Source organism: Rhizobium sp. 16-488-2b (assembly GCF_017741815.1).
GTDB lineage: Bacteria > Pseudomonadota > Alphaproteobacteria > Rhizobiales > Rhizobiaceae > Rhizobium.
In genome coordinates this window covers 77,281-90,949 of record NZ_JAGHMF010000001.1, presented here as the reverse complement: position 1 = coordinate 90,949, position 13,669 = coordinate 77,281, and the positions used below count along the sequence as shown (strand labels likewise).

Annotated in this window: 7 protein-coding genes; all 7 read left to right on the top strand. The window is 63.6% G+C overall.

Annotation, left to right across the window (positions count from 1 at the left end):
* The first annotated feature begins 2 nt into the window (after positions 1 to 2).
* A complete protein-coding gene (locus J5286_RS00360; RefSeq protein WP_018901147.1) occupies positions 3 to 281 on the top strand; it encodes an HPr family phosphocarrier protein in 279 nt (92 codons plus the stop codon).
* Positions 282 to 447: 166 nt separating this feature from the next.
* Entirely contained in the window at positions 448 to 1,848 is a 1,401-nt protein-coding gene (gene ahcY / locus J5286_RS00355) for an adenosylhomocysteinase (RefSeq protein ID WP_209188621.1), read from the top strand.
* Between the two features lie 369 nt (positions 1,849 to 2,217).
* Positions 2,218 to 4,632, top strand: coding sequence for a PAS domain-containing sensor histidine kinase (locus J5286_RS00350; RefSeq protein WP_449090047.1), 2,415 nt, complete (start codon positions 2,218 to 2,220; stop codon positions 4,630 to 4,632).
* The gene (tsaE, locus tag J5286_RS00345) at positions 4,629 to 6,146 is read left to right on the top strand and encodes a tRNA (adenosine(37)-N6)-threonylcarbamoyltransferase complex ATPase subunit type 1 TsaE (protein WP_209188619.1); all 1,518 of its coding nucleotides are present in this window, start codon (positions 4,629 to 4,631) and stop codon (positions 6,144 to 6,146) included. Before J5286_RS00350 ends, tsaE begins: the two co-directional genes overlap by 4 nt.
* A gap of 12 nt (positions 6,147 to 6,158) precedes the next feature.
* Positions 6,159 to 6,890 (top strand): nucleotidyltransferase family protein, encoded by a 732-nt coding sequence (locus tag J5286_RS00340; protein ID WP_209188618.1) that lies wholly within the window; start codon positions 6,159 to 6,161, stop codon positions 6,888 to 6,890.
* Between the two features lie 3 nt (positions 6,891 to 6,893).
* Positions 6,894 to 10,073 (top strand): double-strand break repair protein AddB, encoded by a 3,180-nt coding sequence (gene addB, locus J5286_RS00335; RefSeq protein WP_209188617.1) that lies wholly within the window; start codon positions 6,894 to 6,896, stop codon positions 10,071 to 10,073.
* The gene (addA, locus tag J5286_RS00330) at positions 10,066 to 13,617 is read left to right on the top strand and encodes a double-strand break repair helicase AddA (protein ID WP_209188639.1); all 3,552 of its coding nucleotides are present in this window, start codon (positions 10,066 to 10,068) and stop codon (positions 13,615 to 13,617) included. Before addB ends, addA begins: the two co-directional genes overlap by 8 nt.
* The last annotated feature ends 52 nt before the right edge of the window (positions 13,618 to 13,669 follow it).

Below are 13,669 nucleotides of genomic sequence, written 5' to 3'. Positions count from 1 at the left end.
AGATGACCGTCCAGCTCTCCCGCGAAATTCTCATCATCAACAAGCGTGGCCTGCATGCGCGCGCTTCGGCGAAATTCGTGCAGACGGTCGAAACCTTCGACGCTTCGATCACCGTTTCGAAGGATGGGATGACCGTTGGCGGCAACTCGATCATGGGATTGATGATGCTGGCCGCAAGCCCGGGCTCAAGCGTCTTGGTCTCTGCCAGCGGCAACCAGGCCGAACAGGCGCTCGACGCGCTGGACCAGCTAATCCAGAACAAGTTCGGCGAAGATATGTAACGGTCCGCCGGTCCATATAAACATATAAAGACTTCTTTATATCATTATTGCCTTCGTCATAGAAGCCTGCTAAACGGCTGGCATGACCGCGCCTGCGCGGAGCTTTTCGTCGCGCGACCTCGTTTCGCGCCTTCGCATCTGAGACGCTTTCAGCATGGAGAACCCAATGAGCACTGAAAAAGATTACGTCGTCGCCGATATCGGCCTCGCAGACTTCGGCCGCAAGGAAATCACGATCGCTGAAACCGAAATGCCGGGCCTGATGTCCTGCCGCGAAGAGTTCGGCGCATCGAAGCCGCTCAAGGGCGCGCGCATCACCGGCTCGCTGCACATGACGATCCAGACGGCCGTGCTCATCGAGACGCTGGTCGCTCTCGGCGCCGAAGTGCGTTGGGCATCGTGCAACATCTTCTCGACGCAGGACCACGCCGCTGCCGCGATCGCCGCTTCGGGCGTTCCCGTCTTCGCCGTCAAGGGCGAATCCCTGCATGACTACTGGGTCTACACCGACCAGATCTTCCAGTGGGCTGACGGCGGCCTCTCCAACATGATCCTCGATGACGGCGGCGACGCCACCATGTACATCCTGCTCGGCGCCCGCGCCGAAGCCGGCGAAGACGTGCTGTCGAGCCCGCATTCTGAAGAAGAAGAGATCCTCTTCGCACAGATCAAGAAGCGCCTCGCCGCTTCGCCTGGCTGGTTCACCAAGCAGCGGGACGCGATCAAGGGTGTGACCGAAGAAACCACCACGGGTGTCAACCGCCTGTACCAGCTCTCCCAGAAGGGCCTGCTGCCCTTCCCTGCCATCAACGTCAACGATAGCGTCACCAAGTCGAAGTTCGACAACAAGTATGGCTGCAAGGAATCGCTGGTTGACGGCATCCGCCGCGGCACCGACGTGATGATGGCCGGCAAGGTTGCCGTCGTCTGCGGTTACGGCGACGTCGGCAAGGGTTCGGCTGCTTCGCTGCTCGGCGCCGGCGCACGCGTCAAGGTCACGGAAGTCGACCCGATCTGCGCGCTCCAGGCCGCCATGGACGGCTTCGAAGTCGTCACGCTCGAAGACGTCGTCTCCACCGCCGACATCTTCATCACCACAACCGGCAACAAGGACGTCATCCGCATCGACCACATGCGCGCGATGAAGGACATGGCGATCGTCGGCAACATCGGCCACTTCGACAACGAAATCGAAGTTGCCGCGCTGCGTAACCTGAAGTGGACCAATATCAAGCCGCAGGTCGACCTGATCGAATTCCCGAAGGGCAACCGCATCATCCTGCTCTCGGAAGGCCGCCTGCTGAACCTCGGCAACGCGACGGGCCATCCGTCCTTCGTCATGTCGGCTTCGTTCACGAACCAGACGCTGGCGCAGATCGAGCTCTTCACCAAGCCCGGCCAGTACCAGAACCAGGTCTACATCCTGCCGAAGCACCTCGACGAGAAGGTCGCGCGCCTGCATCTCGCCAAGCTCGGCGTCAAGCTGACGCAGCTTTCGGAAGAACAGGCATCCTACATCGGCGTCACGCCGCAGGGTCCGTTCAAGGCTGACCACTACAGATACTAACAGCGGATCTGATATCCACAACATCTAGAGGGTGCGGCATTGACAAATGCCGCACCCTTATTTTTTGGCACACATCTTCCCGACGAATCCTATCCGAAGTATTGTTTTAACACTCGATTCGTGGAGACGGACGCGTCCGTTTGCTTCGAAAATGGGATGTCTTGTCGTAATGCGGCACAAAAGGACGGAGACATACCGCGCATGTCGGAAATGATGCACCGCCTGGTCAAACAGGCAGAAGACGGCGTTTACCCGTCTTGCTGCACTGGTCACCCGGGCAATGGAAAACCGGTCGATGCCCCAAAGGCTTCGACGCAGGGATCAGGCTTGTTGGCTCAGGTGGCAAGGATCTTTGCCGCGGGGACTGCAATGGCGTCGATCGCCCAGCCGGTTTTCGCACAGGCGGCGGCAGAGGCTGCCGCGTCTCCGCATCTTTTCACATCCACGCAGGTCGTCGGCTTCTCCGTCGTGATCGGCGTCATCTCGGCAGCCCTTCTTTCGACGCTCTGGGTCGTGCGCCAGCGCGGCAATCTCGAGAGCGAAGGCCGCGAGATCCGCTCCGCGTTATCGGACGCGCAGCAGCGCATTTCGCAATACCAGGCGCTGATCGCCGACAAGAACCGGCGCATCGTGATCTGGGACGGCGATGAGCGCCCCGAACTGTTGGGACAGCTGCCGGCCGAGACCGGTGCACCGCAGGACAATGAATTTCTGGCCTTCGGGCTCTGGCTGAAGCCGCGCTCGGCATCGGAACTCGACCGCGCCATCGACGGCTTGCGGCAATCCGCAAAGAGCTTCGACATCGTCGTCGAGACCCACCGCGAAGAGGTTCTGGAGGCGCAGGGCCGGGTTTCCGGCGGCCGCGCCTTCGTTCGCTTCGTGGCGCTGAACAATCTGCGCGCCGAGCTTGCCGAACTGAAGATCGAGCGCGACCGGCTGATGTCGTCGATCTCGGCGTTTCAGGGCCTGCTTGACTCCATCGACCTGCCGGCCTGGCAGCGCGACACCGAGGGCCGACTGACCTGGGTGAACCACGCCTATGGTGCGGCCGTCGACGCCGCATCACCCGACGAGGCGATCTCCGAGGGCCGTGAGATCCTGACGACCATCGCGCGCGAGCGCATCCGCGCCGTCGCCACGCCGGAATCGCCGTTCCACGACAAGATTTCGACCGTCATTCACGGCAACCGCACCTTCCTCGACGTTGTCGATGTGAAGGTTCCGAGCGGTTCGGCCGGCATCGCGGTCGATGTCTCCGGCGTCGAGACCGTTCGTGCCGAGCTGGAGCGGACGCTGAAGAGCCACGCCGAGACGCTCGACCATCTGGCGACACCGGTCGCGATCTTCGACGGCGACCAGCGCCTGCAGTTCTATAACCAGGCTTTTGTCACGCTGTGGCAGCTCGATATCGCATTCCTCGAGAGCAAGCCTGACAATGCCGAGCTTCTGGAGCGCCTGCGCGCCGCCAAGAAGCTGCCGGACCAGCTGAACTGGAAGACCTGGAAAGAGACCGCACTTTCGGTCTACCGGGCGCTCGATACGCAATCCGACCTCTGGCACCTGCCGAACGGCCAGACGCTGCGCGTCTTTGCGACCGCGCATCCGCAGGGCGGCGCCACCTGGGTGTTCGAGAACCTGACCGAACAGGTCGATCTGGAGACGCGTTACAACACGCTGGTGAAGGTTCAGGGCGAGACGATCGACCATCTGTCCGAAGGCGTGGCCGTGTTCGGCCCCGATGGGCGTATTCAGCTGTCGAACCCCGCATTCCGGGCGCTCTGGGGCATTACCGAAGCGGAAGCAAAGCCGGCTACGCATATCCGTGCGCTGGGCGATGCCTGCGCGCCCTCCTACGACAAGCCCGACGGCTGGAAGACCTTCGCCGAGTTGATTACCAGCTTCGACGACGAGCGTCGCTCGAGCCAGGGAACGCTGGAGCTGTTCTCCGGTCTGGTGCTCGACTACGCGGTCATACCGCTGCCGAACGCGCAGACGATGCTGACCTTCGTCAACATGACGGATAGCGTTCGCGCCGAACGGGCACTGACGGAAAAGAACGACGCGCTGCGCAAGGCAGACGAGCTGAAGAACGACTTCGTCCAGCACGTCTCCTACGAGCTGCGCTCGCCGCTGACCAACATCATCGGCTTCACCGACCTGTTGCGCACGCCGGGGCTTGGCGATCTGAATGAGCGGCAGGCGGAGTATATCGACCATATCTCCACCTCCTCGTCGGTCCTGCTGACACTGGTGAACGACATTCTTGATCTTGCGACCGTCGATGCCGGCATCATGCGGCTGAACTATTCGGAGATCGACCTCGGCGACCTGCTCGACGACGTCTCGATCCAGATTGCCGACCGCCTGCAGGAAAGCGGCGTGACGCTGGAGATCACGGCGCCGGCGCGGCTCGGATCGATCATCGCCGATCCGCAGCGCCTGAAGCAGATTCTGGTCAAGCTTCTCTCCAACGCCGCGAATTTCTCGCCGGAGGGCGCTTCGATATCGCTGGCCTGCCAGCGCGAGGGAACGGACTTCGTCTTCAGCGTGACCGATCAAGGCCCGGGCATCTCGCAAGAGATGATCTCGACTGTCTTCGACCGCTTCGCGACGGGCGCAAAAAGCGGCAAGCGCGGTGGTGCAGGCCTCGGCCTTTCGATCGTCGACAGCTTCGTCAACCTTCACAACGGCCAGGTCGTCATCGATAGCCAGCCGGGCAAGGGCACGACGGTCATTTGCCGGATTCCTTCGGCCAACCTCCCCTCCTACGCCGCCGCCGAATGACGACAAGCGCGCCTGTCATCTCGCTTTTCCTGGAAGACGAGGCAGCGACCGACCGTCTCGGCGAGGATCTGGCGCTGGCGCTGAAGCCGGGCGATTGCCTAGCGCTATCGGGTGATCTCGGCGCTGGCAAGTCCTCGCTGTCGCGAGCGCTGATCCGCGCGATTGCCGACGACGCGGAGCTCGAAGTGCCGAGCCCAACCTTCACGCTCGTGCAATCCTACGATCTGCGCATTCCCGTCGCGCATTTCGATCTCTACCGGCTCGGCGATGCCGCGGAACTGACCGAGCTCGGCTTTGACGAGGCGCTGCAGAGTGGGATCTGTCTGGTCGAATGGCCGGAGATGGCCGAGAGCGAGCTGCCGGATGACCGGATCGTGGTGACGCTGACGCATGAGGGCGCGGGACGCCGGGCGACGATCGCCGCGCCGGAGAAGCACGCCGCGCGGATCAATCGCGTGCTCGCCATTCGCGCCTTTCTGGCAGAGGCCGGTTACCCGCTTGCCAAGCGCCGGTTTCTCACTGGCGATGCATCGCTCCGGGCCTACGAGGCGATCTATCCCGACGATGGTGTGCGCCGCATCCTGATGGACTGGCCGCCGCTGCCGGAAGGGCCGCCGGTGCTTGATGGCAAGCCCTATCCGAAGGTGGCGCATATTGCCGAGAACGCTTATCCCTTTGTCGCCATCGCGGACGTGTTGCGCGAGCGCGGCTTCGCGACGCCGCTGATCCATGACGTCGACTACGAGCAGGGAATCCTGCTGATCGAAGATCTCGGCAGCGATGGGGTTCTCGACGAGAACGGCCAGCCGATCGCAGAGCGCTACCTCGAGAGCGTCGCGTGCCTTGCGGCCCTGCATGCGCAGGCGATCCCGCAGGATATCCGCGTCACCGACGGCCACGTGCACCACATTCCGGATTTCGACCGTACCGCCATGAAGATGGAAGTGCGTCTGGTGCTCGACTGGCATCTGCCGTGGAAACGCGATGGGGCGCCGGTGACCGATGCGGAGCGCGACGAATACCTGGCGATCTGGGACGCGCTGATCGACCAGCTTGATGCGACCGAGAAAAACCTGCTGCTACGCGATTTTCATTCACCCAATATCATCTGGCGGGAAGCCGAGACCGGCGTAAAACGGGTCGGCCTGATCGATTTTCAAGACGCGATGATCGGGCCGACGGCCTACGATCTCGCCTCGATCGCCCAGGATGCGCGCGTGACGATCGAGCCCGATCTCTTCGACCGGCTGATGGAGCACTATCTATCGCTGCGCCGCGCGCAGGGTGGATTCGACGAGGCAGGCTTCCTGAAAAGCTGGGCGATCATGTCGGCGCAGCGCAATTGCAAGCTGGCCGGGCTATGGGTTCGGTTGATGCGGCGCGACGGGAAACCTGGCTACATGAAGCACATGCCGCGCACGCTCTCCTACTTGAGCGTGGCGCTTCAGCATGAAACGCTTGCCCCCTTGCGCGAGTGGTGCGTAAGGACTGGAATAGTCACCAGCGAATCATAAGTTTCGGACGATATGACCATTAAACAAGCCATGGTGCTGGCTGCCGGTCTCGGCACCCGCATGCGCCCGATTACCGATACGATCCCCAAGCCGCTGGTGAAAATCGACGGCAAGGCGATGATCGACTATGCGCTGGATTCGCTGGCCGAAGCGGGCGTCGAGAAGGCGGTGGTCAATGTGCACCATCACGCCGACCAGATGCTCGACCATCTCAGCCGCTACAAGGCGCTTGAGATCATCATCTCCGACGAGCGCGCCGGCTTGATGAACAATGGTGGCGGCCTGGCGAAGGGCCTGAAGCTGCTCGATCGCGGTCCTGTATTCGTCACCAATGCCGATCTCTTCTGGATCGGCGAGCGGCCGGACCGGCCGAGCAATCTGAAGCGCTTAGCCGGATTCTTCGATGCGGACCGGATGGACATGGCGATGCTGTGCGTCAATCTCGAAGACACGACCGGGCATAACGGCAAGAACGACTTCAACCGGGATGAGGCCGGCCGACTGAGCCGCGTTCGCGCCGATGGTCCCGACCCGGTGGTCTATGCCGGGGCGATTGCCATGCAGACCGCGTTTCTCGACGACGCGCCTGTCGACGCCTTCAATCTCAACATCTATTTCGACAAGGCGATCGCGCGCGGCCGACTTTACGGCATGATGCTCGAGGGTCATTGGCTGACCGTCGGCACGCCCGAGGCGATCGGCGACGCGGAAGACACGATCCGGCGTTACCGGGCGTTGGCATAGGCCATGAGCGAGCGGCACCAGCCCAGGGTTCTGACAATACCGGCGGGGCTGCCCTTTCTCGCGACCCTGGCCGAGACGCTCTGCGACGGACGGCTGACGCCGCTGTTTCGCCATGACCCCGCCGATCCGTTGTCGCTCTCCAAGGTGACCATCTATCTGCCAACGCGGCGCGCGGTGCGCGTGCTGCGCTCGGAGTTCGTCGATCTGCTCGGCGGACGCTCCGCGATCCTGCCGATCATCAGGCCGCTTGGCGAGACGGACGATGACAGCGGCTATTTCGACGAAGCGCTGCCGGCAACGCTCGATCTTGCGCAACCACTTTCCAACACCGCACGCCTCCTGGAACTGGCCCGGCTAATTCTTGCGTGGCGCAACAGGCTGCCTGACATCGTGCGCAGCATCCACTCGGATTCGCCGCTCGTCGCACCCGCTAGCCCGGCGGACGCGATCTGGCTTGCGAGAAACCTGGCGGAGCTGATCGATTCCATCGAGACCGAGGATCGCGACTGGAGCGAACTTGCGACGCTGAGCGCGAGGGATCATGCGCTGTGGTGGCAGCTGACGGCGGAGTTTCTGCAGATCGCCAGCGCCTTCTGGCCGGAACGCCTGAACGAGCTTGGCAAATCCTCGCCGGCGCGGCACCGCAACGCAATCCTGAGAGCTGAAGCCAACCGTATCGCGACGATGCCGGAAAGCGGCCCGATCATCATCGCCGGCTCGACCGGTTCGGTGCCGGCAACGGCCGATCTGATCGCGGCCGTGGCAGCGCGGCGTGAAGGCGTCATCGTGCTGCCCGGCCTCGATGTCGGCATGCCGGACGCGCACTGGCAGATGGTCGCCCCCGATATGGCCGATGCCGCGCGACGCAGCCATTCGCAATATGGCTTGGCGCAGCTGCTGAAGCGCCTGCGCCTGACGCGCGACGATGTTTCGACACTTGCGAGCGCGCCCGACGCGCTTGCCGTCCGCGCACAAATCCTCTCGCATGCACTGTCTCCATCGGAGGCGACCAGCGACTGGAGCCGGTGGAAGACGGCGCTTCCGGAGAGCGATATTGCGGCCGCCTTTGCCGACGTCTCGCTGATCGAAGCGGGCAATGAGCGCGAAGAGGCGACGGCGATAGCCATCGCGCTTCGGCTGGCATTGGAGCAACCGGGCAAGGACGGCGAAAGCCGTGCGGCGCTGATTACGCCGGACCGCAACCTCGCCCGCCGCGTGATGGCGGAGCTGTCGCGCTTCGGCATCGTTGCCGACGATTCGGCCGGTACGCCGCTTGCAGCGATGCCGCAGGGGACCTTGCTGCAGCTGTTGCTCGAAGCAGCGCTGCGACCGGGCGATCCGGTGGCGATCGTCAGCCTTCTGAAGCACCCTCTGGCGCGCTTCGGGCTGGAGCGCGGCGCGCTTTCAGAGGCGGTGGCTGCGCTCGAATTGCTGGCCTTGCGCGGCGGTGTGGCGGAGGTCGATATCAGCGCGCTTGGGCCGCTGCTCGAACACCAGCTTTCAGAGCAGGCGCTCGACCGGCATGCGCCACATTGGCGCAAGGCGCTTCCCGTTCACGCGATCGATCTGGCGCGCGATCTCGCCCGCCGGGTCGGCGAGGCAACAGAACCGCTCGCTTCTGCTCTCGTGCGCCACGAAACCGCTGGTCGTGGCCTGACCACACGCTTCACGCTCTCCGACTGGGCCGATCGCACCGGACGCGCCATCGAGGCAGTCGCGCGTGACGAGAAGGGCGATCTCTCCGGGCTGTGGTCCGGCGAGGCGGGCGACACGCTGGCAACCTTGCTTGGCGAGGTGATTGGCACCGAGGGCCAGATCGAGGCGGACGGGGCGCAGTGGATCGATATCATGGCGGCGCTCTCGGCCGGACAGGCGGTGAAGCCGCAAGCGCTCAGCCATCCGCGGCTGTTCATCTTCGGTACGCTGGAAGCGCGCCTGCAGAGCGTCGATACGCTGATCCTCGGTGGCTTGAACGAGGGATCATGGCCGGGCCAGACGGCCAACAATCCCTTCATCTCGCGATCGATGAAGACAGAGATCGGCCTCGAGCCGCCGGAGCGCCGTATCGGCCAGCTGGCGCACGACTTCGAGATGGCCAACGGGACGCGGCATCTCGTCTATACGCGCGCACTGCGCAAGGGCTCGACGCCCACAGTCGCCTCCCGCTGGCTGCAGCGGCTGATGGCCTTTTGCGGAAAGAATTTCGAAGCCACGCTGAAGGATCGGGGTGAGCAGTTCGTGCATTGGGCCAGCCTGCTCGACGAGGGCCAGCGGCAAGCGCCGGCGCAACGACCGAGCCCGACGCCGCCGCGCGAGGTGCAGCCGAAATCCTACTCGTTCAGCGAGGTCGGCCGGCTGCGGCGCGATCCCTATGCGATCTATGCGCGCCGTGTTTTGAAGCTCGACGCCGTCGATGCCTTCAACCGCGACCCCGGGGCTGCGGAGCGCGGGACGCTCTATCACAAGATCATCGACCGGTTCATCCGCGAGGGCAACATCGCAGGCACGCCGGATGGAACGGCAGCGATGGAGCGCATCCTTACCGAGCTGTTCGACATGGAGCAGCTGCCGGCGCATATCGATGCCGTCTGGCGACCGCGTTTCCGCGAGGTGGCGCGCTCGTTCCTCACCTGGGAAGCAGAGCGGCGGCCGGGGCTTCAGCGGACGCTCACCGAAGTGCGCGGCGCCATGCAGCTCGAGCAGGTCGATATCCGGCTTAGCGGCGTTGCCGACAGGATCGATATTACCGGGCCGCACTCCGCCGATCTGATCGACTACAAGACGGGCTATAACCCCTCGCCTGCGCAGGCGCGCGCGTTGCTTGATCCGCAGCTGGCGCTGGAGGCCGAAGTGCTGAAAGCCGGCGGGTTCACGGATGCCGGCAAGCTGGTACCGCAGGACCTACTCTATGTCAGGCTGCGGCCGGGGAGCCGGTTCCAGGTCGACACCGTCAATAACGAATTCTCGGCGCGCAGCGACAAGGCGAAATCGGCGATCGAGCTTGCGGGCGATTCGATCGATCAGCTGGTGAAATTCGTGGCGCTGCTGCAATCCGGCGAGAAGGGTTTCACCTCGCGGCTTATTCCCGCCCAGCAATTCGAGTTCGGCGGCGATTACGATCACCTTGCCCGCGTCTCGGAGTGGTCGACGGCCGAAAGCGATGAGGCCAGCAATGATGAGTGACGAAACGGCACTGCCCGAGGGCGACGACCCGCACGACTGGACCAGCTGGACGACGGTGCAGCAGTCGATCGCATCCGACCCGCGCCGATCGGCCTGGGTTTCGGCCAATGCCGGATCGGGCAAGACGCACGTTCTGACGCAGCGCGTCATCCGGCTGCTGCTGTCAGGCGCCCGGCCCTCGGCCATCCTGTGCCTGACCTATACGAAGGCGGCTGCCTCCGAAATGTCGAACCGTGTGTTCGATCGGCTGGCCGAATGGGCTGTGCTCTCGGACGAGGAGCTCCGCAAGCGCATTGCCCAGATCGAGGGAACGCCACCTGATTTTCTGAAGCTCGCGGAGGCACGCAGGCTTTTCGCCAAGGCGCTGGAGACGCCCGGCGGGTTGAAGATCCAGACCATCCACGCCTTCTGCGAAGCGCTGCTGCATCAGTTTCCGCTGGAGGCAAACGTGGCAGGGCACTTTTCGGTGCTCGACGACCGGGCAGCCGCGACGCTGCTTGCCGACGCGCGGCGCTCGCTGCTGACGGCGACGACGCCCGAGGAAGACAAGGCGCTGGCGGATGCTTTCTCCTATGTCCTCAACCTTGGCGACGAATCCGGGCTGGAAACGCTGCTTGGCGAGATCGTTGCCAACCGTAATGCGATCAAGGCTTTCACCCAGGCCGCTGATCAGAATGGCGGCCTCGACAATGTCTTGCGAGCGGAGCTCGGCCTTTCCGAAGGTGACACCGAGCTTGCGATTGCCGGGCAATACTGGCCGCTGCCCCGTTTGGCCGGCGGCACGCTCAGTCTTTATCTGGAGCTCGCGGATAGCAAGGGCGGTGCAAAGGCGCAGGACGTGGCTTCCGCGCTGAAGAGCGTGGTGCGGGAAACGGATATCCTTCGCCGGATTCCGACGCTGGAAAAGATCTTTCTCACCGCCAAGGGCGAACCGAAAGCGGATGGGCAGTTCACCGTGAAGGCGATGCTCGCACAGGCGCCGGAGCTTGCTGATGCCATTGCCGCGGCGCGTGCGCATGTGGTCTCGTGCCGGGACCGGCTGAAGATCGTGCGGATGTTCGATGCCACGCGCGCCGCCCTTGTGCTCGCCGACAGGCTCAATCGAGACTACGACGATCTCAAGAAGCAGCGAAGCCAGCTCGACTTCGAGGATCTGATCACCCGCACCGCCGATCTTCTGAACAAGAGCGATGTCGGGCCGTGGATCCACTACAAGCTGGATCAGGGTATCGACCATATTCTCGTCGACGAGGCGCAAGATACCAGCCCGATCCAGTGGAGCGTGATCCAATCGCTGGCGGAGGATTTCTTCTCCGGCGAAAGCGCGCGCGATGTGGTGCGCACGCTGTTTGCGGTGGGCGACGAGAAGCAGTCGATCTATTCGTTTCAGGGTGCGCGGCCCGAACGTTTCTCGGAAGAAAGCCGACGTACGCGGCAACGTGTGTCGCAGAGCGGCCGGGATTTCTCCTCGGTTCGACTGCCGCTCTCTTTCCGATCGACCTCCGACGTGCTTGCTGCCGTCGACCACATCTTCACGCCGCCAGACAATGCGCGCGGACTGAGCGCCGGTGGCGAGCCGGTTGTGCATCGCTCCAACCGTATCGGCCATCCCGGCGCCGTCGACCTCTGGGAGATCATCGCGCCTGAGGTCGCGATCAAGGACGAGGATTGGACGGCACCGTTCGATGCGACGCCGGAAAGCGCCCCCGCCGCCATTCTGGCGCGACGCATGGCGCACACGATCGACATGATGGTCGGCAAGAAGACGATCATCGAGAAGGGCAAGGAGCGGCTGATCGAGGCCGGCGACATTCTTGTCCTCGTGCGCAAGCGCGATGCCTTCGTCAATGCACTCACGCGCGCTTTGAAGCGGCGCGGCAATATTCCGGTTGCCGGTGCCGACCGGTTGCGGCTCACCAGCCATATCGCGATCCAGGACCTAGTCGCGCTCGGCCGCTTCCTGCTTCTGCCGGAAGACGACCTTTCGCTGGCGGCCCTGATGAAGAGCCCGCTCTTTGATCTCGGCGAAGACGACATCTTCGCGGTGGCGGCACTCCGTGGCGATGGCCAAAGCGTATGGGCGCATCTGCAGGCCTACGCGGCGGATAGCAATGAGCGTCTTGGCGCTGTCGTTACTCGGCTCCAGCTGTTTCTTGAGGAATCGAAGAGCCTTCCGGTTCACGACTTTTACGCCCGGGTGCTTGGTGTTCATGGCGGGAGACGGCAATTCCTCGCGCGGCTGGGCACCGAGGCGAGCGACATTCTGGACGAGTTTCTGACTTTCACGCTCGACCACGAGACGGCCGCCCTGCCCGGCCTGCAATCCTTCATCTCGACGCTTGAGCTTGAGGCGCCCGTCGTCAAGCGCGAGCAGGACAAGGGCCGCAACGAAGTCCGGATCATGACCGTGCACGCCTCGAAGGGGCTTGAGGCGCCGATCGTGTTTCTGGTCGATGGCGGCTCCAAGGCGTTTACCCATTCTCACATGCCGAAGCTGCGGCTGCTGGAGCAGAGCGGCGAGCGGCCGCCGCTGCCGGTCTGGGTACCGCTCGGCGATCTCAGCAATTCGCTGACGCAGGCCGACGCCGCGCGCATTCAGGTGCTGGCGGAAGAGGAATATCGCCGGCTTCTCTATGTGGCGATGACGCGCGCGGCCGACCAGCTGATCGTCTGCGGCTACAGGGGCGCTCGGCTCAACACCGACACCTGGCATGCGATGATAACGGCTGCGATGGACGACAGCCATCCGCATGTCGAAGCCGCCACTTTCTCCGGGCCGGATGGCGACTGGCAGGGCGTTGAATGGCGCGTGCCGACGATGGAGCGGATGTTCGAGCGCGCCGACCACGTCGAGCAGACCGCCGCCCGCGACGCCCTACCGTTCGACCTCAATCGTCCGCTGCCGCCGCAGAAGAAGCTCCCTCGACCCCTCAGCCCTTCCGGGGCCGGAACGATCATCGACGAGGAGGCCGACAATCTTCTGGTGGCCTCGCCGCTGTTTACCGACAAGCCGAAATCCGACCGGGCGCTGCAAAAAGGCCGGCTTCTGCACCGGATGCTGCAGACCTTGCCCGAGATACCGCTGGCGGAGCGCGCGGACGCGGCCAGGCGCTATGCCGAGCGCGCCGCCCGCTTCTGGCCGCAGGACGAGCGCGACAGGCTGATCGATTCGGTTCTGAAACTATTGGACGTGCCGGATCTGCAGCCGGTATTCGAGGCCCACGCTCAGGCCGAAGTCTCGATCATGGGGACGCTCACGCTCGACGGGCGCGATTACGCTGTCTCGGGGCGTGTCGACCGGTTGGCGGTGCTCGACGACCGTGTGGTCATCCTCGATTACAAGACCAATCGCGTCCCGCCGGAGACGGCTGCGGCCATTCCCTTCGCGCATCGGGCGCAGCTTGCCATCTACCAGACGATCATGGCGCCGCTCTATCCCGGCAAGCGGATCGACTGCGTGCTCGTCTATACCGAGAACGGCTCCGTGCACACGCTGACGCCCGAGGCCATGGCATTGGCGCTTGCACAGCTCAAAACAAAGTGAAATACCGGTCATTGAAATCCCGCCGGCGCACCATCACATGTGCTTCAACAGG

Coding starts and splice junctions, on each gene's coding strand:
- ahcY (WP_209188621.1), top strand. CDS start 448: ATGAGCACTGAAAAAGATTACGTCGTCGCCGATATCGGCCTCGCAGAC.
- J5286_RS00350 (WP_449090047.1), top strand. CDS start 2,218: ATGGCGTCGATCGCCCAGCCGGTTTTCGCACAGGCGGCGGCAGAGGCT.
- J5286_RS00360 (WP_018901147.1), top strand. CDS start 3: ATGACCGTCCAGCTCTCCCGCGAAATTCTCATCATCAACAAGCGTGGC.
- J5286_RS00340 (WP_209188618.1), top strand. CDS start 6,159: ATGACCATTAAACAAGCCATGGTGCTGGCTGCCGGTCTCGGCACCCGC.
- addA (WP_209188639.1), top strand. CDS start 10,066: ATGAGTGACGAAACGGCACTGCCCGAGGGCGACGACCCGCACGACTGG.
- tsaE (WP_209188619.1), top strand. CDS start 4,629: ATGACGACAAGCGCGCCTGTCATCTCGCTTTTCCTGGAAGACGAGGCA.
- addB (WP_209188617.1), top strand. CDS start 6,894: ATGAGCGAGCGGCACCAGCCCAGGGTTCTGACAATACCGGCGGGGCTG.